Source organism: Micromonospora sp. H61 (assembly GCF_018070325.1).
Taxonomy (GTDB): Bacteria; Actinomycetota; Actinomycetes; order Mycobacteriales; family Micromonosporaceae; genus Micromonospora; species Micromonospora salmantinae.
Map to the genome: position 1 here is coordinate 1 of NZ_JAGPXY010000096.1, position 18,865 is coordinate 18,865.

The 18,865-nt window shown below is 66.6% G+C and carries 21 protein-coding genes and 2 pseudogenes; 11 read left to right on the plus strand and 12 right to left on the minus strand.

Going from position 1 to position 18,865, the window contains the following annotated elements; genetic code table 11:
* Together KBX08_RS29630 and KBX08_RS29635 are read right to left on the minus strand one after the other, a co-directional pair.
* A pseudogene (locus tag KBX08_RS29630) lies at positions 1 to 192 on the minus strand (IS5/IS1182 family transposase); the annotation flags it as partial.
* The gene (locus KBX08_RS29635) at positions 189 to 401 is read right to left on the minus strand and encodes a transposase (RefSeq protein ID WP_210786732.1); all 213 of its coding nucleotides are present in this window, start codon (positions 399 to 401) and stop codon (positions 189 to 191) included. The pseudogene KBX08_RS29630 and the gene KBX08_RS29635, both read right to left, overlap by 4 nt.
* Positions 402 to 524: 123 nt before the next feature.
* Here KBX08_RS29635 and KBX08_RS29640 point away from each other — a divergent pair, with 123 nt between their 5' ends.
* Both KBX08_RS29640 and KBX08_RS29645 read left to right on the plus strand, forming a co-directional pair.
* Positions 525 to 1,022, plus strand: coding sequence for a hypothetical protein (locus KBX08_RS29640; RefSeq protein WP_238688316.1), 498 nt, complete (start codon positions 525 to 527; stop codon positions 1,020 to 1,022).
* A gap of 56 nt (positions 1,023 to 1,078) precedes the next feature.
* Complete coding sequence (locus KBX08_RS29645) at positions 1,079 to 1,279, plus strand: hypothetical protein (protein WP_210786734.1); 201 nt, start codon at positions 1,079 to 1,081, stop codon at positions 1,277 to 1,279.
* Between the two features lie 33 nt (positions 1,280 to 1,312).
* Here KBX08_RS29645 and KBX08_RS29650 read toward each other — a convergent pair whose 3' ends face one another.
* A complete protein-coding gene (locus KBX08_RS29650; protein ID WP_210786736.1) occupies positions 1,313 to 2,077 on the minus strand; it encodes an ATP-grasp domain-containing protein in 765 nt (254 codons plus the stop codon).
* A 158-nt stretch (positions 2,078 to 2,235) separates the two neighbouring features.
* On the opposite strand from KBX08_RS29650, the gene KBX08_RS29655 reads away from it, so the two are divergent.
* From KBX08_RS29655 to KBX08_RS29670, 4 genes are all read left to right on the plus strand, one after another.
* On the plus strand, positions 2,236 to 2,397 hold the full coding sequence (locus tag KBX08_RS29655) for a hypothetical protein (protein WP_247670286.1): 162 nt from the start codon (positions 2,236 to 2,238) through the stop codon (positions 2,395 to 2,397).
* 25 nt (positions 2,398 to 2,422) lie between these two features.
* A complete protein-coding gene (locus KBX08_RS29660) occupies positions 2,423 to 2,929 on the plus strand; it encodes a hypothetical protein (protein ID WP_210786740.1) in 507 nt (168 codons plus the stop codon).
* Positions 2,930 to 3,249: 320 nt separating this feature from the next.
* Positions 3,250 to 3,444 carry a hypothetical protein gene (locus KBX08_RS29665; RefSeq protein ID WP_374101975.1) on the plus strand — a complete coding sequence of 65 codons (195 nt, stop codon included), beginning with the start codon at positions 3,250 to 3,252 and terminating at the stop codon, positions 3,442 to 3,444.
* 1,095 nt (positions 3,445 to 4,539) lie between these two features.
* Positions 4,540 to 6,654: a glycogen debranching N-terminal domain-containing protein gene (locus KBX08_RS29670; protein ID WP_238688313.1), complete on the plus strand. Its 2,115-nt coding sequence runs from the start codon at positions 4,540 to 4,542 to the stop codon at positions 6,652 to 6,654.
* Between the two features lie 665 nt (positions 6,655 to 7,319).
* On the opposite strand, the gene KBX08_RS34160 is transcribed toward KBX08_RS29670, so the two are convergent.
* The 3 genes from KBX08_RS34160 to KBX08_RS29685 are packed head-to-tail and all read right to left on the minus strand — an operon-like array spanning position 7,320 to position 9,100.
* The gene (locus KBX08_RS34160; RefSeq protein WP_210786744.1) at positions 7,320 to 7,709 is read right to left on the minus strand and encodes an AraC family ligand binding domain-containing protein; all 390 of its coding nucleotides are present in this window, start codon (positions 7,707 to 7,709) and stop codon (positions 7,320 to 7,322) included.
* 56 nt (positions 7,710 to 7,765) lie between these two features.
* The gene (locus tag KBX08_RS29680) at positions 7,766 to 8,392 is read right to left on the minus strand and encodes a nuclear transport factor 2 family protein (protein WP_210786746.1); all 627 of its coding nucleotides are present in this window, start codon (positions 8,390 to 8,392) and stop codon (positions 7,766 to 7,768) included.
* 27 nt (positions 8,393 to 8,419) lie between these two features.
* Entirely contained in the window at positions 8,420 to 9,100 is a 681-nt protein-coding gene (locus tag KBX08_RS29685; protein ID WP_210786748.1) for an SDR family oxidoreductase, read from the minus strand.
* A gap of 716 nt (positions 9,101 to 9,816) precedes the next feature.
* Between KBX08_RS29685 and KBX08_RS29690 the strand changes: the two genes are divergently transcribed.
* Positions 9,817 to 10,266 (plus strand): hypothetical protein, encoded by a 450-nt coding sequence (locus tag KBX08_RS29690; RefSeq protein WP_210786751.1) that lies wholly within the window; start codon positions 9,817 to 9,819, stop codon positions 10,264 to 10,266.
* Positions 10,267 to 10,535: 269 nt separating this feature from the next.
* Here KBX08_RS29690 and KBX08_RS29695 read toward each other — a convergent pair whose 3' ends face one another.
* Positions 10,536 to 10,721, minus strand: coding sequence for a hypothetical protein (locus KBX08_RS29695; protein WP_210786753.1), 186 nt, complete (start codon positions 10,719 to 10,721; stop codon positions 10,536 to 10,538).
* Between KBX08_RS29695 and KBX08_RS34165 the strand changes: the two are divergent.
* Positions 10,683 to 11,057, plus strand: a pseudogene (locus KBX08_RS34165) (VOC family protein). The gene KBX08_RS29695 and the pseudogene KBX08_RS34165 overlap by 39 nt on opposite strands.
* Before the next feature lie 224 nt (positions 11,058 to 11,281).
* Here the strand turns inward: KBX08_RS34165 and KBX08_RS29700 are convergent.
* Positions 11,282 to 11,644 carry a VOC family protein gene (locus KBX08_RS29700; RefSeq protein ID WP_307850686.1) on the minus strand — a complete coding sequence of 121 codons (363 nt, stop codon included), beginning with the start codon at positions 11,642 to 11,644 and terminating at the stop codon, positions 11,282 to 11,284.
* Positions 11,645 to 12,098: 454 nt separating this feature from the next.
* A complete protein-coding gene (locus KBX08_RS29705; RefSeq protein WP_210786757.1) occupies positions 12,099 to 12,719 on the minus strand; it encodes a TetR/AcrR family transcriptional regulator in 621 nt (206 codons plus the stop codon).
* Positions 12,720 to 12,913: 194 nt separating this feature from the next.
* Here KBX08_RS29705 and KBX08_RS29710 point away from each other — a divergent pair, with 194 nt between their 5' ends.
* Entirely contained in the window at positions 12,914 to 13,369 is a 456-nt protein-coding gene (locus KBX08_RS29710; RefSeq protein WP_196926089.1) for a DUF1772 domain-containing protein, read from the plus strand.
* A gap of 242 nt (positions 13,370 to 13,611) precedes the next feature.
* On the opposite strand, the gene KBX08_RS29715 is transcribed toward KBX08_RS29710, so the two are convergent.
* On the minus strand, positions 13,612 to 14,238 hold the full coding sequence (locus KBX08_RS29715) for a TetR/AcrR family transcriptional regulator (protein ID WP_210786759.1): 627 nt from the start codon (positions 14,236 to 14,238) through the stop codon (positions 13,612 to 13,614).
* 3 nt (positions 14,239 to 14,241) lie between these two features.
* Here KBX08_RS29715 and KBX08_RS29720 point away from each other — a divergent pair, with 3 nt between their 5' ends.
* A complete protein-coding gene (locus KBX08_RS29720) occupies positions 14,242 to 15,105 on the plus strand; it encodes a hypothetical protein (RefSeq protein WP_210786760.1) in 864 nt (287 codons plus the stop codon).
* 942 nt (positions 15,106 to 16,047) lie between these two features.
* On the plus strand, positions 16,048 to 16,278 hold the full coding sequence (locus tag KBX08_RS29725) for a hypothetical protein (RefSeq protein WP_247670287.1): 231 nt from the start codon (positions 16,048 to 16,050) through the stop codon (positions 16,276 to 16,278).
* Positions 16,279 to 16,406: 128 nt separating this feature from the next.
* Here KBX08_RS29725 and KBX08_RS29730 read toward each other — a convergent pair whose 3' ends face one another.
* Complete coding sequence (locus KBX08_RS29730) at positions 16,407 to 16,934, minus strand: hypothetical protein (protein ID WP_210786764.1); 528 nt, start codon at positions 16,932 to 16,934, stop codon at positions 16,407 to 16,409.
* 364 nt (positions 16,935 to 17,298) lie between these two features.
* Entirely contained in the window at positions 17,299 to 18,375 is a 1,077-nt protein-coding gene (locus KBX08_RS29735) for a cellulose-binding domain-containing protein (protein ID WP_210786766.1), read from the minus strand.
* Between the last annotated feature and the right edge of the window lie 490 nt (positions 18,376 to 18,865).

Sequence of the window (18,865 nt, forward strand, 5' to 3'; positions counted from 1 at the left end):
CTGGCTTGCGGCGGTCGACCGGGCTCGGACCGGTTTTGGGCCGCCCTTGAGGGCCCGGACATGGGTTCCGTCGATCACCGCCCGGGACATGTCGAGCTGGTCGGCGGCTCTCAGCTTGCCGTGCAGGACTTCGTGCAGGCGTTGCCACACGTCGGCGTCGTTCCAGTCTCGCAACCGGCGCCAGCAGGTCATCCCGACCCGAACCCGAGTTCTTGGGGTAGGTACTCCCACGGGATCGCGGTGTAGAGCACGAACAGGATCCCGCACAGCACCTTGCGGTCGTCGAGGGGCTTGCGGCCCGGGAACCGGTGCCGGCGAGGCGGTCGAGGTCGCAGCAGCGGTTCGACCTCGGCCCAGAGGTCGTCCGAGACGATCCACGGCGGTGGCTCAGCCCTCCTCACGTTCAGACAAAACGACCCTCACGTCCCAGGGATACGCCCAACATCATTTCGTTAGGAGTCTTTAAAGGACAGCTGAGTACGCACACGGATGCGCGGCAACAAACTCGATGATTCTCTGGCCTCATGCCACGACACATCGTCACCCCTCGCCGGCCGTTCGCCTCGGCTTGCCACGGGGCGACAAGCATCAGTGGACTACTGGCCTGCCTTGTTGTGCTGTCATCCGCAGGATGCGGCAACTCCCACAACGTTGCCGAGGACCAGGTGATGGAGCGGGCTGAGCAGGTCGCCCACGAGACCGGGCAACGGGCGACCGACTCGCACAACCTAGAGGGCTGGGCGAGCAACCAGACGGTGCTCAACCGGCTCGTCTCCCAGACTGAGGGCGAGCGGCTCGCCTCCGTGGTCCACAACCCTGACGAGGATGGGGTGGGTCTGCTGGCAACGGTCGAGGTCGTGATGGTGGGCCAGGCATCTGAGCACTGGTTGGGTGGGGAGGAGGTGAACTACAACATCTGCGTGCGCTTCGAGGTCCATAGGGAAACCACCGGACCTCGCGAGATCACGCCGGAGGCCTTCAACTGCCCGCGCGATGTCCCAGCCACCCGGCCACCGGGGTGACGTCGACGGCGACCGGTGTCCGCGTACGGCCGCGACCGCTTCTCGTCCCAGCACAGGTGGCAACGACCTCAGGCCCCGTCCGTCACACACAAGCCAAGCAGCGCCTGGACCCTGCCGAGCAGACCATCGACCTGCGGCACTCGTTCCGACGTCCAGGCATCCGCTGGGAAATCCGCGACGACATCCGCGAACCGTTCCTCACCCTCGCCTGCGCCTGCGCCTGCGCCTGCGCCTGCGCCTGCGCCATCATCTGCTAGCGCCGACTCCAACACTCAAAGAGTTAGGAGTTCTTAAAGCGTAGCGGTCGGCTGAGGCCGTCGGATGAACTGTCTGTCGCGGGCGGTCACCGAAGCCGTTGGGCTGGCCGCTCGGAGGACGACATCGAGGACCAGGTCTGGATCCGCCACGTAGGCGCCGCTGGCCCATGCGGCATTCGCCTCGATCACGGCCCAGTGGCCGTCGACCAGTCCTACGTCTACGACGATGGCGGAGGGCAACGTGTGCCCATATCCGGCGATGAGATCGGTGCCGAAGGCTAGCGCGTCGGTCGACGCAGGGCCGAGGTGCAACCGGCCATGCGCGGCGTATTGGCTGCCTGTGTAGACAACACCGTCGAGCACGTGTAGCCGGTACTCGGCGGTGAAGTCGACGATGTCGCTGACGAGCACTGGAGTCCGCCGGTCGACAGCATCCGGGCCGGGCAGGCGGGAACCATCGGTGTAGATCATCGCCGGGATGTTCTTGTCGTTGGGCGACTTGATGAACGCCGGTCGACGGAGTTCGTAGGCCTCGCGGATGGCGACCAAGGTGATCTCGCGGCCGGTGAGCTCACGAGGAAGGCTAGTCAGCCAGCCAGGTTCAGCCTCCAGGGGCGCGATCCCGAGCAGCGGTGCGGCGACGTCGGCGAAGCTCGGTCCCGCGTGAAGGTGATCAGCACGCAACCCGGCGGGTACTTCGAAAGAGCCGAGCTGGACGGTGCGCAGTCCGCGTCGATGAGCGGCGTCGCGCAAGCTCTGAGCCGAGGCTGTCAGGCGCGGCGGCAGGACGAGTGTCACGGCCGATGATCCTGCCTGAATACACCGTCGCAGTTACAGCGGTTTGCTGCTCGTCGGCGACCTCGACGATGAAGACGCAGAGATATCCTCTTGAGCACCTGTTGGAGGAGGCGTGAATGGGATTGTCTGGCAGGGATTGCCCTGACTGTGGTCGGCGCGTGAGCAAGCCGTTCGAGAAGACCATCACCGGCCGGCAAGTCTGCCCGGACTGCGCGAACGCCCTGTTTATGGGCTCGGCCACTGGCACGATCACCGGCAACGTCGGTTCCGGATACGGAGTGTGGGCGATGCTCATGCGAAAGATCCGACACTCCGACTGACCCCGATTGCTGCGAGCATCGCATCATGGGCATCGCCGGATTCCGCTCGAACATGCGTAGCGTGATCTGGCTGGCGGCCGTCTGCCTGGCCGTCGCGGCGGTCATCAGCATCGCCCCGAACCCTGCTGTACCTGAGCGCGACTGGCGACCACCAGCTGGCTATGTCCTGGCCGACACGGTCTCGCTCGACGACGAGCACACGTTACGGCTCTGGACCGGGCCGTCCGGCTGGTATGTCGAGAGCATGCTGTCCGGTCGGCACCAGGCAGCCGTCGGAGCAGGCAGTGGCGGCGACCAGTCCAGCGTGAGCGAGGTCCTCAATGGGCTAGTGGGCCAGTTGTCCCTTGCTGGCGCGACGGCCGTCGCGGTCGGGTCGCCTACACCTGTGCGCGCCCGGGTTCACTCCGGAGTGTTCCTCGTCTCTACGTCGGTGATCCGATCGACCGATCGGGCAGTTCCGGTGACGCCACTCGACGTCAACGGAAAACCCCTCGCTCCGGAGACTCTCGTAGAGGTCGCCGGCCGCGGCTGATCCCTACGATCCAAAAGTTCAGCACTCGTAGCCCAACGGATGGTGATCATGGGCTGGGCTGAGGCACTCAGTTGGTGGGTTCGTGGGGCACGTACCAGCCGCCGAGTGCCTGTCGTAGTCCGCACAGGAGGATGCTCGCCGCGATCGATGTCGCGATCGCGATGAGCAGACCCACGTACCACCGGTCCCGCGGGTCGCGGCCGATCGAGTCCGCCGGGGGCGGAACTGCGGGCTGCCGGCCAGTGTTTGGTTGGCGCCAGCACTGGATACACGCTGGGGAGCTCGCGGCACGCTATCCCCGTGTCCGCGTCGACCCCAAGGTGCTCTACGTTCACGACCGGGTGTGGACCTCTGCCGGCAGCGCAGCCGGTCTGGACATGTGCCTGGAGATCGTGCGCCACGACCACGACCACGACCACGGCGCCGCCGTCGCCAACGAGGTCGCCCGCCGCCTCGTGACACCACCACACCGACACGGCGGGCAAGCCCAGACCACCAGCCGCAGACCCCCATGAAACCAGCGCCACCCGACAGCGTCCTAGCACGCTACGGTCACCCGGTTCAGACTGGGTAGAAGTGGTTCACTGGTGTCGAGTTCCCAGCCGAGCCCTGGACCTTGGCGAAGGGACGGCGCCCACCAGAGACCTCACCCTGCGGGCACCATTCCCGCACCACGTCATCACCGACGCGGGCGGATTCCCCTCGCCACAGTGCTGACCGGCGGCTGGCGGCTGGTACCTGCCCTTCCCTGGTCATCGCTGCCCGTGCTCGTTCCGGGTCCCGGTTGATCTCCAGGGCCAGACGGCCCGTGCTACCGGCCTGAGCCTGCGGCATCGCGGTGAACCGTTGGCGGATGGCGAGAGCCCCCGAGACCCCCGCCGAACCAGCCCGCCGCCACGGCGTGCCGGCCTCGGCAGTCACCCGTGCTCTGCGGGCAGGCGGGCAGGCACATGCCCGCGGCATGGCCGGACCCCGCCGGCCCGACCGGAGAGCCCGACGACGAGCAGGCGTACCAGGACGAGCTCTCCGCAGCGCTGTAGTAGTCGAGGACGATCTCCTCAAGGTTCGGTTCGCGGCCTGCCAAACGCGGTGACCTCGGCTGCGGCGAGCGCCCGCAACGCCGATGCCGGCGACCCGATGAGCGGGAACCGTAGCCGCCCGGGACTGACCTGCTCGACCGCGTCGACGCCAGGGACCAGATCAAGACCTGGCGAGGGTACGCCGGTGTACGACACGGTCACCTCGGCGCGATGCAGACCCCGTAGTTGTTCGATGATGGCGATCTCGACGAGCCGGCCGGCCCGCAGGATCGCGACACGGTCGCAGACCGCCTCGATCTCGGTCAGTTGGTGCGAGCTGAGAACACGGTCTGCCCCCGGTCCCGGGCCTCGGCGACAGCGAGCCGGAACTCGCGTTCCATCAGCGAATGGTGTTTCTCAACAGGGATATCGGGTAACTCAGGCCGCCCGCTTTGAAGGTGCTTCTACCTCGGGCAAGGCTTCTGTGCGCTTCAGAAGGGCAGTCCCTTTCGATCGCTCACCCAGAAATGGAGACGTCCCGTGTCGACGACAGGCCGCAGAGCGACACCAGCCGACCCGATGCCTCAGGACATGCCTGACCGTCGCATCCAGGACGAAGTGTTGCGGGAGCTACCGCCCGAGCTGGGTCCCAACACGGTGGCGATCCTCGAGGGCAACGCGTTCATGTATTCCGAGGCGACCGGGGACGTGCCTCGCGGTTCGATCGGCGGGTTGGTGTTCGCGGACACCCGGTTCCTCGACTGTTGGCGGCTCACCTTGAACGGGTCCCCGTTGCTGGTGCTGGAGTCGGCTCCGGTGAAGCCGTACGCCGCCGCGTTCTTCCTCACGAACCCCGATCTGCCGGACCTGCGGGCGAACAGTGTCGGCGTGCGCCGAGAGCGTCTCGTCGGCCGGGGAATGCAGGAGAGCGTCTTTGTGCAGTGCTTCTCGAACAAGCCGGTGTCGTTTCAGCTTCGGTTAGAGGTTGGGGCAGACTTCGCGGACATCCTCGAGATCAAGGAGACCGTCACGGACCGGTCGGACAAGATCGTCCGGCAGCACGCGCCGGATGGCTCACGGCTTGTCTTCGACTACCGGAACGGCCCGTTCGCGGCCAGCGTAGAGGTGCAGATCGCGCCGCCGGCCGACCGGGTGGAAGGCGACGAACTCGTCTGGGACCTGAGCCTGCAGCCCGGCGAGAAGTGGAGCTGCGAGCTGATCATTCCGTGTTTCCACGGGCCTGCTCCCGATACGTATCTGACCGCCCGCGAGTTCCAGGAGGTCTTCGACGGCGACAGGAACGACCCAGCACATCGCTGGCGCGCTGCCGCACCGACCGTGCAGGCGGATTACCAGGTGCTCAAGGACGCCTTCGACAAGTCCGTCGACGACCTGGTGGCGCTACGCATCCAGACCGACCTTGACGGCCAGGTCATGGATTTCCCGGCCGCCGGCCTGCCCTGGTTCCTCAGTATGTTCGGCCGCGATTCTCTGATCACCGCCTACCAGACGGTCTGCTTCGGCCCGCGCCTGACCCGCGGCGCCCTACGTACCCTCGCCAAGTATCAGGGCGACGAGGTCGACGAATTCCGGGACGAGGAACCCGGGAAGATCATCCATGAGGTCCGGACCGGCGAGCTGACCCAGCTGGGCATCAAGCCCCACGACCCCTACTACGGCACCGCCGACGCCACCCAACTGTGGCTCATCATGCTGTCCGAGTACTGGCGGTGGACGCTGGACGACGACCTCGTCCGGGATCTGCGTGACAACGTCCACGCCGCCCTACGGTGGATTGACGAGTACGGGGACCGCGACGGCGACGGCTACGTGGAGTATGGGACGCGGTCGCCGCAGGGCCTCGGTAACCAGTGCTGGCGCGACTCCTGGGACGGCGTGCAGTTCGGCGATGGCACGATCCCTGTGCTGCCCATCGCCACCTGCGAGATTCAGGGCTACACCTACGACGCGAAGCTACGGATCGCCGAACTCGCCGACGGCGGCCCGCTCGATGATCCCGCACTGGCGCGGCGACTCCGCGCCGAGGCCGAGGACCTGCGCGCACGGTTCAACCGTGACTTCTGGATCGAGGATCGGGGCGGCTACTACGCAATCGGACTGGACGGTGACAAGCGCAAGATCGACTCGATGACGTCGAACATGGGACACCTACTCTGGAGCGGCATCGTCCCGGAGGACCGGGCTGCCATCCTGGCCGGGCACTTGATGTCCGACGAGATGTTCTCGGGCTGGGGCGTGCGCACCGTGTCTACCGCCGAACGCGGCTACAACCCGATCGGCTACCACATGGGCACCGTCTGGCCGCACGACAACTCCCTGATCGCCCACGGCTTGGCCCGCTACGGATACCGCGACGAGGCCAACCGCATAATCACGGCGATGCTCGACGCCTCCCGATGTTCCGAATTCCGGCTACCCGAGGCCTTCTCCGGCTACGAGCGAGAGTTCAGCCGGATCCCCGTGCGCTACCCGACCGCCTGCAACCCGCAGGCCTGGGCCAGCGGAGCCCCGCTGCTGTTTCTACGCACGGTGCTGGGCCTCGACGCCCGCGACGGGCAACTCGTGCTGGATCCCGCGGTGCCGGAAGGCTTCGGTCGGATCCTGCTAGCCGGCACAAACGCCTTCGGCAAGCGGTGGGACATCGAAGTAACCGACTCAGGTAGCGAAATTCGTCCCGCTCGCTGACGTTCCGCCAGTTCACCATTGACAGGCAGGGGCCTGGCCTATGCGCTACAGCGCCTGCGGTGCGTATCCGAGATCGTAATTGCGAGCGTCACCATGACCGGGCGATCGGAGATCGACTGGCTCTGCCGAGGCGTCGGCCGGTTCTTCCCCGAACAGTGGGAACGCTTTGAAGGAGCCCTTGCACGCCAGGTGACGGCGACATCGTCGCCGCCTACGCCCGCCTCATGGAGCATCCGGACACCGCCGTACGGGAGAAGACCACGGCCGACTGGTGTGCGTGGGAGGACGCGGTCCTATCCAGAGAAACCCGCGGCGTCTCTAATCCGTACGGCGATAGTCCGGACCAGCACCCGCTGCCCGGCGACGAACAGCACGTGCCCGTGCGGCGAGTTGCGGAACGGATCTCATCGTTGAGCCAGCCGAACACCCAGGCGGCGATGCATGCATCGCCGTACTGCGGGCATCGCCGTCAGCGATGACGTGGCCGGACCTGCCGCTGTTGGTGAGGCTCCGCTCAGCGGCAGGTCCGGTCGAGAGCCGGGTTACGGGGGGTGTGATTTCCAGATACCAGAAGTCCTGCGGACAGGATTGACACCCATTCGTACAGGTGTTCAGGCTCGTGTCACCCGGGCGGACCTGCGAGGCTCGCTGCTGTTACTGCCCTGCTACAGCGTTGGCTGCGACGCCGCGACGTGTGCGGCATAGACCTCGGGCGGGCTCGCGATGTACACCATTTCGGTGTCCTCTTCAGCAACTGCGGTGTGCCTTGACCCGGCGGGCAGATAGATGACCTGGCCGGATCGTGCCACGTGGGTGGCCGACGTGGACCGGACTGTGTAGGTGCCGCGGGTGATGACCAGGACCTCGTCGTACGGGAAGGAGATATCCATCGACGCGCCCTTGGCCAAGCGGGCGTACCCGACGGTCATCGTTGCTGCCGGAAACCTTGGCAGATCAACCAGATCGGCTACGAAGATTCCCTGGTCGCCGACAGGACTCCAGGCCTCGACGTCTTCACTGGACAGCCGTATCGAAGTGTGCATTGGGGTGGTCACTGTTGACTCTTTCCTCGGCCGGGGTGCGCAAAGGCACCCAGCCTTTCGTTTCCTCGTTACCGTTCCGATCCGCCTAAACATCCGCTGGCCACATCGCTGCGCTGTTCCACGCGTGCCCAGCCCGGGTGCTGGCACTGATCGGTGCGGTGGTGCTGGTGCGAGGCGGCGGCATCAGCGTATGGAAAAGCGGATCCGGTATGGCGGTCGGCCGCGATTGTCATCTGTGGTTGGACGCGGGCGCTCTGGGGGGGTGGCGAGCCTGCCAGCGGAGTGGTGTCCACGTACAGGACCTCGTCGACGCGTTCGGTGAACTTCCAGCCGTCCGGAGTGCGTTGGTAGCGGTCGTGATACACGGAGTAGTTCAGATGTGAGCCGCCGTCGCGCATGCGCCCGAAACTCAGGACATAGGCGCGGCCGGATGCCCTGTCGCCGTCGAGCTGGATAGTGCCCGGGTGCGTGGTTTGTACCAGGTACTCCCACAGCTGCGTCTTGAGTCGCTCGATCCCGGCGCGGATCTGCTCGCGGCCGGCGAACTCGACATTGACGGCGGGGATGCGCCACACCGAGTCCTGGGTGAACAGTGACGCGAGGCGATCGTAGTCGTCCATCATCCCGGCGTCCGTGAACTCGCCGCGCAGCGCCTCGATCTCGACGCGGTCAGCGATGGCTTGGAGGTTGCTCATCGATTTTCGTCCCTTCGTCGTTGCCACCTACCCGCCAGCGGCGGGGCGGGAAGCGTCCGTCTCGAGCCATTCGGCGAACGTCGGGCCGGCGATGACGGCGTCGGGGCCGGGCAGCACCTGGCCCGACTCGTACAGCACGCTGTCCGGGTCGCCGGGGTCGCTGAGGGGCTCGACCTTGGCTGGGTCACCATTTCGGGCCGCGAGCATGGCCCCCAGGTCAGCCACGGTCTCTACCCGCGGCCCGGCAACCTCGACCATGGACCGCGTCTCGTCGGTGGTGGCCAGGTCGGCGAGCGTCTCGGCGACGGCCCGCGCGGCGACCGGCTGCCTGCGCGCCGCGGGTAGGTAGATCACGTCATCCTGCCGGCTCCATTGCATCATCGGCTCGACGAACTCGTGGAACAGGTCCGAGCGCAGGATCCGGACCGGGATCGGGCCGGCCAGCCATGCCTGCTCCTGGTCGCGTTTGGCCGCGCCGTAGCTGGTGGTCAGCTTGTCCACCCCGACGATCGACACCACCACGGCCAGCCGCACGCCGGCCTGCTCGCCGGCCCGCAGCATGTTGCTCACCGCAGCGGTGAAGAACGCGGCGGCCTGCTGCTTGTCCGGCGATGGCCCGGTGGCCGCGTCAATGATGCACTCCACACCGGTCAGGGCCGGCGCGAGACCCTCGCCGGTGACCACGTCCACCCCGGTGGCGCGTGACATCGGGACCGCCTCGTGCCCCATTTTGTTCAGCACGTCAACGACGTGCCGGCCCAGCCGACCGGTACCCCCTGCAACCGCAATCCTCATGTCATGTTCCTCCTGTCGGATCGACTCCGGCCAGCGCTTCAAGCCCTCGCCGGATTTCCGCCGTAGCGTCGCGCGCCTCGCTCAGTGACCCGGCCGACTGCCACAGCTGCACATTTTCCTGACCCTGTCCAGAGCATAACCGGCAGACCTTGTGAGCTAAACCGGTGGAATGTCCGGACGCCTACCACGCTCGCCGGGCGGCGAGGAGCCGCTGGTCAGCCGCGTAACCTCAACCTCCCTCCTCAGTCGCGCGGCCCGCGACGGATCGACGCCTGGAGCTCGTCGATCCAGTCGCCCTCGGGGTAGATGCCTTCCACGAGCCACGTCACCCCCGCCTGGGCGTACTGGTGGGCAGGGATGCCGGCCGGGTGCGAGCCGGTCGCTCAGCTCACCATCGAGCAGGACCCCGGAGCCCAGGACGTCGCGACGTCGACGCCGGCATGTTGCCCCGTACGAGCCGGCGATGCCCGGTAATCCAGCCGCGCACCTCGGCCGCTCTTGCGTCGGATGGGGGCACGGCATTGCCTGCATTTCGGATAGGAGCCGCGCGGCCCTTCCGTCCTTCAAGAGACGTACGTCAAAAGATAGACTCAGGCGGATGTGTTGGTTGCTACACCGGAGGAGGTTTCGTGCGTGCGAGAACACTTTTCACCGCCGTGGTCGTCGTCGCGGCGCTGGCCGTCACACCGGCTTCGGCCAGCTCGGCGGCTCCCGCCGACCCGCTGACACCGATCGGCTGCGTGCCTACCGATGCGACCGGTCGACCGATCCAGCTCGGGCAGGCCGACAACGGGCGCACCATCTGCCTGCGACGGTGGCAACGGCTGTACGTCACGCTCGCCGTAGACCCGGTGCGATACCCCAACCCGTACAACTGGTGGACCCCAGTCCAAGCCAGCGGCGACGTCATGGTCGCCCTGCCGCTGCCGGCGCCTCCGCCGCCCGGCACGACCGCTGCCGCATACCGGGCTGTCCAGCCCGGCCGCGGCGGCCTGGCCTCCTACCGGGACGTCTGCCCCCCCGAGATACCCTGCGGCGCACCGGTGCTGCCATGGCGGGTGACTGTAGACGTGAACTGATCCCGGGACGGCCGGCCTGCGGGCCATCACTGGGATGATGTCGGAGAGGACCGGCCCGCCGTGGAGGCTGCACGTCGTGGAGTTAGCCGGGCTCGGGCCGATCCCTGTTCGCCACCGTGCTACTGGCCGCCCTCGGCGCTGAGGTCGTCTGAATGGACCGACCCGGCGTCGCCTCCCCAGCGCCCGGCGACCCCCGTGACGACCAGCTCAACCGTGGCGAACACCCCATCGCGGCGATCTCAGGCAGCCGGCCGAGTCGGGCCGTCACATCACACGTACCGCTCGATGTCGGCCCGATTGGCCGTGAGCGGGTCGAGTTCGTGGTCGGTGCACCAGCTCAGGAGGATGCGCAGGTCTGACTCGGGGTGCGGGCGGGTTTCGCCGCGGTAGCGGCCGAGGTAGGCAGAGAGCGCTGTTTGGAGTGCCGCAACCTCGCGGCGGCTGAACGGTTCCATGTGCAAGGATTCTCGGATTGCAGGTGCTCTATCGAGCGGCCGCCGAGTCCGCCGACGAGCACGACCTGGCGATGGTGGGTTGGCCGCATGCCTCATGGCATCTGGAACTGGTCGGCGGGCCGGGCCTGCACGTTGCACCCTCATCCACGACTGAGGATCTTCTCGTACTGTATCTATCTGCGCCGGTAGACGGGTCCTTGGTCGCCAAACTTGAGACGAACGGCGGCCGGAGAGTCGCCCCAAGGCAAAAACTGGGATCGATGGGGCGTGACCGTGGAAGACCCTGACGGATATCACCTGGTCTTGTCCAGCCGCAGTTGGACCAACGCCGGGTAACCCCGCATACGCGCCTGCTCCAGCATGATCGGACGCACTCAACTCGGCAGTTCCGAATGGCGAGCGGCAGCTCCAGCCGTCACGCTGCGTGCCGCGCGGATCGCGGCAGAAGAGTGTGCCGACGGCTCCACACTCTCGCGGCCGCTTGTGATCAGTGTGCAACGACGACGGTGCGTACGACGCCACCAGCAGGTCTCGGATGCTCGGTCGAAAGCCTCACCAGATCACACCCGGTAGTACTGCACGACGCAGAACTCGTTGCCCTCCGGGTCGGTCATGACGAGGACTGCGCCCTCTTGGTAGTCATGCCGTTCACCTGTCCACCGCCCGCCCAACATCCCGATCCGATCGACCGCTTCGTCAACGTCGGTAACGGCGATGTCGAGGTGTAGGCGCGTCTTGCCGGCCTTGGGCTCCGGGACCGGCTGGAATGTCAGCACCGGGCCGCCCCCGGCGACAGTGACGCGCCGCCAGCCGGGAAGAGACTCCGTCACGCGTCCTCCAAGCACCACGGACCAGAAGTCAGCCAGTCGCTGCGGATCCCGGCAGTCGACCGTGACTCCGGCAAGTCGGCCCAGTGTCTCCACGACACCGACCATAGCGACGATGTGCAGCCCGCTCCTACTGAGGCGCACTCATCTCGGCAGTTCCGAATGGCGAGCGGCAGCTCCAGCCGTCACGCTGCGTGCCGCGCGGATCGCGGCAGATCCGGATACTCGATCAGCGTGAGCGCCGGGCGCCGGGATGGCCGGATGCGCTGCTCCCCTGCACGGCGGGTCAGGCCCGGATCCGCAGGTAGAGAAGCAACATTGCCCGACGAGAGGAACGGATGGCTTGCCGGCAGGGATGATTGGGTTGTCGAGACTCAAATCATCTGTTGTCGGGAAGCACCCGTTCGGTGAAGAGGATACGTGGTTTGGCAGGCCGGGTGAGGACGCTCAATGAACATTCGCGTCACTACAACGGTCGGCGCCCCATCGGGCGCTGCAGTTGCAGCCCAACGATCCGATCGTCCCGTCGTTGACCTGACCCACCAGCGGATCAAACGCCGGCCCCACCTTGTAGAGGGGCGACGCCATCGTAGGCACCGGTGACGGTCCTGAGGAGCTCGACATTGCTCGGGTAGGTCGCCGAGAGGAGTTCGCGTATTTCGGGTTCACGGTCATAGTCGTCGGCCAGACGTAAGCCGAGGATGACGTTGGCCATCATGCCGGCGGCGAGGGTCTGACTGGCTTGTTCGGGTGTGAGCTGGCCGCGGTTGACGAGCACTCGGTAGACGCGGAGGAGGCCGTCTCTGGCGAGTGGCCCGATCTCCGGATCGGTGCCGGCGGTGAAGGCGTGCGCGAGGCAGAGTTGCAATCCCTGCTCCTTGAACAGTTGAAGGTAGGCGACACCGAGACGCGGTGCGAGGTCGCCAGGTGCGTCGTCGTCGATCGTCTGTTCGAACACCTCGACCACTCTGTCGAGCGCGTGCTCGATCGCGGCTCGGATGAGCGCGTCTTTGCTGCCGAACAGGGACACCACGTAGGGCTGGCTCACGGCGGCCCCGCGGGCGATGTCTGCCGTGGTGGTTGCGGCGAAGCCCTTGCTGCCGAAGATCCGGATCGCCGCAGTGAGCACGGAAGCGCGTCGCTGGGACGAGGAGATTCGTTTCTGGCCCATAGTTGACATGTTATCAATCAATCAATAATCTTTGCGATGCGCTGCCGATCGGCCACCTCGGCGGGAGCACCGGCGATCGCGGCGATCGGCTCCAGCCGTGCCTTCTCATGCGCGGTGTCACGTCGCGGATGGTGCGGTACAGCTCGCCGATGGGGCGTGACACTGTGCAGTCCAGCACGATGAGAGGACCGGGTATGGACGTGCTGATGTTCGCCACCGTCGCGGTGCTGGGGTTCACGGCGTGCGCCGAGTTCGGCTCCTATGCTTTTGTGCATCCGGTGGTCAAGCGTCTGGCGCCGCGTGACCACATCCTGGTCGAACAGGGTCTGCTGCGTACCTTCGGGATTGTGATGCCGGTGCTGATGACGGCTTCGCTCGTGCTGGCTATCAGCTACGCGGCCCGCCCTGATGGGGCGGGGTTGCCCGAGGTGTTGCGTTGGGTCGCGGCCGCGACCTGGGCCACGGGCATCGTCACGACCGTGGTCGTGAACGTGCCGATCAACCTGTCCACACTGCGCTGGGACAAGGATTTCCCTCCGGAGCGCTGGCAAGAGCGCCGTAACCGCTGGGAGTGGTTTCAGGGATACCGTTCGTGGGCCTATCTCGCGGCCTTTCTGCTCGTCGCCCTCTCGGTCGCCACGGTCGGCTGAGAGAGCGTTGGATTACCCGTTGACCACGTGAAGTGAGTTGACGGGATCCGTTGTGGTCGAGGGGATTACAGAAGCGGATACCGGATCAAGCGCGACCGGCTTGCCGACGGTCAGTCGCGGCCAGTACCCACCTGACTTTGGATGCGGTGCCCGTGGGACCAGGTGGCGTGGTCTTCGTGGTCGTCGTCTACCTCGTAATCTTCCGTACCAGGACGGCCTGTCATGAGGCGCCTCATGACACGTCAGGTCAGGAGTTCGCGGGCCAGGGCCTCGGTCCACCAGCGTTCGACTTGATCGGGCTGCCAGCCGCGTTCGCCAGTCAGTGTGGTGTAGACGTCGATGTTGCAGATCGCCGCATAGATATCGACGGCCGACCGTATGTCCAATCCTTCCCGGAGAACGCCGCCCGGCCACGACGAGAACACCTGGATCCTGGTCTCGTCCCCCCGCTGACGGCCGTCGCGGTAGGCGGTCGCCAGTGCGGGCTCGGTGCGGCCCGCCTCGCGCACGAGCGCGATGATGTCACCGGCGCGCTCGAAGAGGCGCCGGTCGTAGCCGGCCATCGCCGCGAGTTGCCGCACCGGATCGTTCTCGGCCCCTTCCAGTTCGGCGAGCGACTGCGATGGATTCGCGGCGATGTCGGCTGCGTCGGCCAGCGCTTGGATCAGCCCGGTCTTGTTCCCGTACACCGCGTAGACGGTCGGCACCGAGACCCCGGCCTCCCGTGCCACGTCACGTACCGTGGTCGCCGCCCAGCCGCGGGAGAGGAACAGTCGACGGGCGGCGCTGGCGATCTCACCCCTGGTCTCTGCCGCTTGCGCCGCCCGGCGCAGTGACTCGTACCTGCGCCTGCCTGTCTCGGCGGTCATCACTTGCCCCCTTCGGTTTCCGGACCTTATATTGAATATATGTCGCGTAAACTCAGCGTCGGAATCACCTGGACGTTCTCGCGGATCGCCGGACTCGCCGGACTCGGCTTCGCCATCCTGATCGCCTCCACCAACGCCTTCCTGGTGCCAGCCGGCCTGCCCCATACCGGCGCAGAGACCAACGACGTTGTCCAGTTCTTCACCACCCAACAGGACACCGTCGGTCTCGCCTCAGCACTCGCACCGATCGCCTGGGCGCTGGCCACCCTGTTCGGCGCCGGCGCGGTCTCCGTGCTGTGGCGAACCGACCGCGAGCACGGCACAGCCTGGTCCCTGGTCGGGTTCGCCGGGGTGATCATGCAGAACGTCACCTTCACCGGCGTGATGGCCACCCGGCTCGCGCTCGCGTCAACGACCGCGCAGGACAGCAGCACGATCGCCGGACTCTGGGCACTGCACAACGCGCTGTTCGTCTTCAACGGCACCTTCCTGGCACTGGCAATGACCGGCCTGTCCATCAGCGGCCGACGCGCCGGCCTGATCCGCCGCTGGCACGGCGGGATCGGCCTGCTGGCCGCCGCACTCCAGTTCGGCTCGGCCGTACTGAGCCCTCTGGTCATCGACGACCCCGGTACGGTCGGTCTCCTCGGCCTTGTCGGCTGGCTGATCTGGGTCGTGTGGATCGTCGCCTACAGCATCACCCTGATCCGCCTGACATCCGTTTCCATCCAGGCGATACCGAATAACCGACGCACCGGTCCCGTTGAGTCATTTCGATCAGACCATCGGCAGGCCGATCTACCCGACGGCCAGCGTCGCCATCCAGCACAGCAGCGCGTCGAACCGCCGGAGAGCGCGCAGGCATAGACATCCGCTCATCGGCATGAGCGGACACCGCCCCCGCCTCTGCAAAGAATGCCAACGCTGACTCCTTCGGGTCCATCGAAGAGGTCACCACAGAGAATGCGCTGGTCACCGGCTCCCGCATCGGATCGGCGTCTCAGCTAACGGGACCGACGATGGGTCCGACGCCGGCGGTACCGCGCGAGCGGCGTCGACCATGTGCAGACCTGTCGCCGCGACGGCCACGACCTGTCACCCGGGGACACAAGCCATGCTGCGAGCATCAGCCCTGACCACTTCGGTATCCACTGGGAGGTCACGCCGCACCGCTCGACCTCCATCACCGCAGGTCATAGCCCCTCGTCTCCGCCCGGCATCGGTGAGCACCTCGGTCGCGGAGACCTCTTCGCCAACCTGCACCCAATCTGCTCCCAGATGCAAGGCCAGGTCAACCAACGACTCCTTACCGCCTTGACCTGCGCACACTCCCCCAGCAGGCGACATAGAGCACTGTCGACCGCTGCGCAGAACCGCAGAGCACTCCGCGGGAAACAGGACGCCACACCGACTCTGACCTGCGACAACGTGAAGCCGCAGGCAGGGGTGGGTGCAGTTGAGCGCCGTTCGACGCCGTTGGACGCAGTTCACGGCCGTTCAGGGCAGCCCGCTGCTCCCAACCGGCTCCCCCCAAACTGGGCCCGCATCGGACCGCCGACCCGCCGACCCGCCGACCGATCGTGAGCTGCCGGCCCAGTGCTTCGGTTGGCGCCAGCGCTGGCTCTCGCAGCCGCATCCGCCGATCCGGTAGCACGCTCACGATCACCGCGCCTGTCAGCGGCAGAGGAGTGCGCAGGCCCGCCCCGGTCTGGCGTCTCGAGCGATGATTGCGTTATGGCACACCTACCCGAGGACGTTCGGGCATCGTTTCGCTTCTTCGCCTTCTACCTGGCGAATGACACTCTCGTCATGGACTTGCTCGAGGACTTCGACTACCGACCAGTCGTCATGGCGCACGGATCGGGGCTAGAGCAGGTATTCGCCATCTTTGCCAACGTTCTGGACGTCAACGAGTCCGGCGAGGTGACTAACTACGGCGATGCCGAGTATCGAGCCGCCCAGTGGATCCGTCGCTGCTGCGACGACAGCTACAAGGTGGATCCTCCATTCGCCGGTTGGGAGCTCGATCTGCCGCTCTAGACATCGCGCGCTCTGAGGGGATTCGTCCCCTGCGTACCCAATGCGTCTCGTACGCGGATCATTCGGACGAAGATGAGCGTCACGCCGGGCAGCGCGCTACTCGCGGCAGAAGCGGATGCCTGCGGGGTTCAGCCGCGGCTGGCGTACAGGTACACGGTGACTGCATCGGGTGCGTCCAGGTTGACCAGGAGCGCTCGACGTGTGCCCTCTGCCGTGGGTTGCTCCTCGTCGAGGCCGGAGATGGTCTTGGCGGTTTCGGGGTCCCACAGGTTGCCACCACCGACGTTGTGCTTGGCGTCGACTGCCCGAAGCCCCGGCGCGAGAGCCGTTGTGAAATTCGCCGCGGCGACGAAGGCGTCGAGTTCGGTGCGCGGCATGCGGACCTTCGCCGAGAGCTGGGTTTCCAAGCCGTTGCTGTACCCGGCGGTGAGCAGCACGCTGCCGGGCGGCAGGGTCACGTGAGCGACGGCTTCCACCTGGGCCGCGCTGGCGACCTCTGGCTTGGACTGTACCGGGAGCAGGTCTATGTCATTGCTGTCGACAGACAGCCCCGCCACACCGCACGCGATCAGCGACAGGAGCAGGCTGATGCACCCAAGCACGAGTGCGGCCGTGCCACTCCGGTTGCGCGTCCTCGGCGCAGCGGTCTCGATCATGTCCAGCACGATACGGCGCGCGCCTCATCGGCATGTGCGGACACCGATCTGCTGCCGCCGCGAGGCGCCAACGCTGACGCCTTCGGGCGCGCCGAAGAGGTCTCCAGCTTGAAGGTCCTGGTCAGGGCACTGCCTGTGGGATCGGTGTCTCGAATGACGGAACTACGGCGGACTCCAGCAAGCTCACCCGCAACGCCAAGCTCCAGCAAGCTGTTTGAGGCGCCCGCCGCAGGTTCACCCACCACGACGGTCACCGCCAACCCCGATGGCCTGGTCGAATTGACCCAGAGCGCCGTGCCGACTCGCAAACGTATCGACGGCCAGTGGAAGGACCTTGGTCAGCCCTTAACGGAGGGCCGAGGCGCTAACGGATGGTGAAGGTCAGCGGGTTCGAGATGCCGAGGCCGCCGTGGGAATCGTGGACCCGCACGGTGAAGGTGGACGACGTGCCGGCCGACAGGGCCGTCTGGAACTGGTAGCGCTGTCCGCTGTTGGTCGGCGTCACGGCCAGCCGGGTTGCGCCGAGGTAAAGCTCCACCCGGCTGACGAGGTCCCCGGGATCGGTGTCGGCGACGTCGGCGACCAGCGTGACGGTCGTCGGTTCGAGGAAGTAGGTCTGCCCGCCGGGGGTGCTCAGCGCCGCCGCCGGCGGGTGGTTGGTGCCGGTGGACGCCGGCGTCACCACCGTGACCAGCAGCGGCGGCGCAGCGCCGGACAGCGACTGGTCGGTGCCGGCCGAGACGGACAGCACGAAGGTGGTGCTGGTGCCGGGCTCCCCGATCGGTGGTGTCCACAGCGCCTCGTACCGGTCACCGGTCGTCCTCACCCCCCGGGCCGCCGTGACGCCGTCCACCCGGAACGACACCGAGGTGATGCTGTGTCCGCCTCCCACGGTCGCGGTCGCCGCCAGCGGGACGGTTCCCGGCGTGGTGTACACCGCGCCGGCGGTCGGGCTGAGCCAGGTGACGATCGCCGGGTAGTCAGCGACCGGCGGTGTGGTCGTCCGGGTCGGCGTCACGCTGGGCAGGACGCCGCCGGTGCACGTGACGCCGTTGAGCGTGAACGACGCCGGTATGGGGTTGCTGCCCGACCAGGCGCCAACGAAACCGATGTTCGCGGAGCCATTGGTGCCCAGGGTCGCGTTCCAGCCCAGATTGGTCGCGCTGACCTGCTGGCCCGCCTGGGCCCAGGTGGCGCTCCAGGTTTGCGTGAGCCGCTGGTCGACTGCAGGGAACGCGAACCGCAGCGTCCATTCGTTGACTAGGTCACCCAAGTTGGTGACCGCGATGTCGGCGTGGAAGCCACCGGTCCACTGGCTGGTGACGACGTAGTTCACCCGACACCCGGCCGCCGCGTTCGCCGCACTGGCGTGTGAGATCGCGGCCATCATCGCGACCATGGCAACAGCGATGGCGGCCACAGCAGTCAGCGACTTCCGCATGGCACACCTCGCCGCAGATTGCTGGACGTCTATGAATATGTCGACTGTCCTGCTGCTCCGCCTTCCTGTCAAGGCACGCACGGCAGTCCTGCCGCCGGCAGGACAACGGACAGCCCGCCCATGGCTGATCGGTAGCGGCCACAGCGCCGAGCAGGCAGAAGAGTGGATAGCGCAGCTTCCCGCCTGGACCGCGACTGACCGTCAGGTCCTGGACGACTTCGCGTCAAAGAACGCAACGAAGTGGGCGGCCAAGTCCCGGCAGAAAACCGAGTGCCGGGTACGCGACCTCGCAATGTGGACCAGCGAGTGGGCAGATCACCAGACCGACGGCCATCAGTCAGCCCCGAGCCACAGCGCGGGGCGCCCTCGGTGATGTGGGCGCCGGTGCCGCTCTCCCGCCACAGTGGAAGCCGGCCGACACCGGCTACCTCATGACGACGACCTACCGGGCCGACTCCGACACAACTCCTCCATCGCCGTACACCGCACG

Excerpts from the sequence above, each read along its gene's own strand:
- KBX08_RS29640 (WP_238688316.1), top strand. The coding sequence starts at position 525 with ATGCCACGACACATCGTCACCCCTCGCCGGCCGTTCGCCTCGGCTTGC.
- KBX08_RS29660 (WP_210786740.1), top strand. The coding sequence starts at position 2,423 with ATGGGCATCGCCGGATTCCGCTCGAACATGCGTAGCGTGATCTGGCTG.
- KBX08_RS29670 (WP_238688313.1), top strand. The coding sequence starts at position 4,540 with ATGCCTGACCGTCGCATCCAGGACGAAGTGTTGCGGGAGCTACCGCCC.
- KBX08_RS29680 (WP_210786746.1), bottom strand. The coding sequence starts at position 8,392 with ATGAGCAACCTCCAAGCCATCGCTGACCGCGTCGAGATCGAGGCGCTG.
- KBX08_RS29685 (WP_210786748.1), bottom strand. The coding sequence starts at position 9,100 with ATGTCACGCGCCACCGGGGTGGACGTGGTCACCGGCGAGGGTCTCGCG.
- KBX08_RS29695 (WP_210786753.1), bottom strand. The coding sequence starts at position 10,721 with ATGGAACCGTTCAGCCGCCGCGAGGTTGCGGCACTCCAAACAGCGCTC.
- KBX08_RS29705 (WP_210786757.1), bottom strand. The coding sequence starts at position 12,719 with ATGGGCCAGAAACGAATCTCCTCGTCCCAGCGACGCGCTTCCGTGCTC.
- KBX08_RS29710 (WP_196926089.1), top strand. The coding sequence starts at position 12,914 with ATGGACGTGCTGATGTTCGCCACCGTCGCGGTGCTGGGGTTCACGGCG.
- KBX08_RS29715 (WP_210786759.1), bottom strand. The coding sequence starts at position 14,238 with ATGACCGCCGAGACAGGCAGGCGCAGGTACGAGTCACTGCGCCGGGCG.
- KBX08_RS29725 (WP_247670287.1), top strand. The coding sequence starts at position 16,048 with ATGGACTTGCTCGAGGACTTCGACTACCGACCAGTCGTCATGGCGCAC.
- KBX08_RS29730 (WP_210786764.1), bottom strand. The coding sequence starts at position 16,934 with ATGATCGAGACCGCTGCGCCGAGGACGCGCAACCGGAGTGGCACGGCC.
- KBX08_RS29735 (WP_210786766.1), bottom strand. The coding sequence starts at position 18,375 with ATGCGGAAGTCGCTGACTGCTGTGGCCGCCATCGCTGTTGCCATGGTC.